The organism is Salinivibrio sp. MA427, from assembly GCF_001996115.1.
In the GTDB taxonomy this organism is placed as follows: domain Bacteria; phylum Pseudomonadota; class Gammaproteobacteria; order Enterobacterales; family Vibrionaceae; genus Salinivibrio; species Salinivibrio costicola.
The window spans coordinates 1-2137 of record NZ_MUFH01000366.1; the positions used below are offsets into that span (position 1 = coordinate 1).

Annotated in this window: 3 protein-coding genes and 1 pseudogene; 3 read left to right on the forward strand and 1 reads right to left on the reverse strand. The window is 47.1% G+C overall.

Features of this window, described 5'->3' with window-relative positions; genetic code table 11:
* The first annotated feature begins 167 nt into the window (after positions 1-167).
* The 3 genes from BZG79_RS14505 (at position 168) to BZG79_RS14515 (ending at position 1478) form a co-directional block, all read left to right on the forward strand.
* Positions 168-1022, forward strand: coding sequence for a GGDEF domain-containing protein (locus tag BZG79_RS14505; protein WP_021021983.1), 855 nt, complete (start codon positions 168-170; stop codon positions 1020-1022).
* Positions 1023-1084: 62 nt separating this feature from the next.
* Positions 1085-1288: a YaeP family protein gene (locus tag BZG79_RS14510; protein WP_021021984.1), complete on the forward strand. Its 204-nt coding sequence runs from the start codon at positions 1085-1087 to the stop codon at positions 1286-1288.
* Position 1289: 1 nt separating this feature from the next.
* Positions 1290-1478 carry a DUF4250 domain-containing protein gene (locus BZG79_RS14515; RefSeq protein ID WP_021021985.1) on the forward strand — a complete coding sequence of 63 codons (189 nt, stop codon included), beginning with the start codon at positions 1290-1292 and terminating at the stop codon, positions 1476-1478.
* 71 nt (positions 1479-1549) lie between these two features.
* Here the strand turns inward: BZG79_RS14515 and BZG79_RS14520 are convergent.
* A pseudogene (locus BZG79_RS14520) lies at positions 1550-2137 on the reverse strand (sodium-dependent transporter); the annotation flags it as partial.

The following is a 2137-nucleotide window of genomic DNA, read 5'->3' on the forward strand; positions in this document are numbered from 1 at the left end:
GCACACAATCATCAGTCTGATATTCTTCCTCTACTGACCGATTAATTATCTAAAAAACAACATGCTTATTAGCCTCTCCTCACCATGATTAGGATGAATATTAAAGGCTGGCATGATTTCTGCTTTACCATTACAAACACACACGATTGTAGAGTTGTTATCCTTTAATGAATGCCTCGCACATAAAGCAGTATACAAAGGCTGATTCCCCCCCGCGGATTATTCCGTTGGGCGCCGATCAGCGCTTGTTGTTGCTGCAAAAACTGCAAGGCCACCTTGATATAAAGGTCCTGTTCGAGGTCTATGCGCGCCAATTAGAAAAACATATCGATATCGGTCGGATTATTTGGGAGCACGATGACATCTCCAATATCATTCGCCGTGGTGAGCAACATACCTTTCGTCAAACGTTTTCAATCAAGTTCAATAAACAGCCGCTTGGTGTCCTTCAATATTCGACACCTTATAAGCTCGACCGAGACGAAATTAGCTTGTTACACACCTATCACAAGTTATTAGCCGGGCCACTTAATAATGCCGTTGAGTATACGCGTGTGAAAAATATGGCGTTACTTGATGGTTTAACAGGCTTACACAACCGTACGAGCTTTGAGCAGGATCTTCAGCATGCGGTTGCTGTATGCGAGCGAGAAAATATCGGCCTTGTGATGGTGATGTTCGATATGGACAACTTTAAACAAGTCAATGACACCTATGGTCATTTGGACGGCGATAAAGTGTTACGCCGCTTTTCATTGCTGGTTAGGGAAGCGGTAAGAGGAAGTGATCGCTGCTATCGACTGGGCGGCGATGAGTTTGCCGTCATCTTACAGCCCGCCAGCCAAACGTCAGTCAAGCGAGTCACAACACGCGTTAAACAACTCGTTGGCCAAGACCACCTGCTATCCAGCCATCAGATCAGCGCCTCGGTCGGATTTTCTGAGTATCGACAAGGCGACAATAATCTCTCTCTTTACGAGCGTGCTGACCAGAGCATGTACCGCCAAAAGCGCGCACGTTAATACTTTCCTCCTGCCGGTGAGATTGGGTATAGTGCTCCTTATCATCACTTGAGGAGACAATCATGAAAGTTGCAGACTGCTGTGATCTTATTCGCCAACGCTATGCCGAAATAGGTAGTGGTGAGCAAGGCTATATTCCTGCGGCGATCCACTGCGCGATCAACACCCTAAACGACGTTGCACAAGATCCGTCGATTCCTCAGTCACGTCGCGACCAAGCTGCATTTGCAGCCGCCAATTTATTGATTAGCGATCACGAGGATTAAGATGGATTTAAACAATTACGCGACCATGGATCCTGTGATGCTGATGAGCATCATCAACATGAAGCTGCGTGATGAATTCGATGGCTTGGACGATTTGGTTCGCTATTACGAGATAGATAAAGTCGCTCTCTGTGCTCGACTTAAAGACGCGGGCTTTGACTACCTGGAAGCAACGAAGCAATTTCGGTAATCAGGATTAAAACGAGAAAAGCGGACATGGTGTCCGCTTTTTATCTCAATTCACCCTGTGAGCGTGTTCGCTTAACCCAGTGACACCCATAACACGGTTGCCACCAAAATAGGACACACGAACTTCACATAGGCGGGCCAAATTTTCCAAAAAAGGCTCTGTTCAATCTCTTCATAGCCCTCACGTAAGGCAGACAACTTACGGTCACGCGCCCAGATCCAGCCACCAAATAAGCAAAACAGTAAAGCAGCAAAAGGCTGGAAGTATTGCGTCGCCACTTTTGCCACTAACCCGAACAAAGTACCAAAGTGGAAAACAATCACCGCACTCAACGCCGCAATCAAGCCGCCAAGCACCCAGCTTGTCAATTTACGATTTGATCCTAACCGCTCGCTAGCCAGTGCAACCGGACACTCGAGCATAGAAATAGAAGACGTCAGTGCGGCAATCGTCATTAATAAAAAGAAGACCAAAGACACATAAGGGCCAGCAGCACCTAAGCTTTCAAACAGCAAGGGTAACACGGTGAATACTAAGGTATCGGCGCTAAGTAAGCTGCCATCCTGAGCATAGATTTCGACGCCCTGATGCATCGCCACAAACATCGCTGGCAATACCACTAACCCCGCAACCACCGCCACAGCAGTATCCACCAAGGT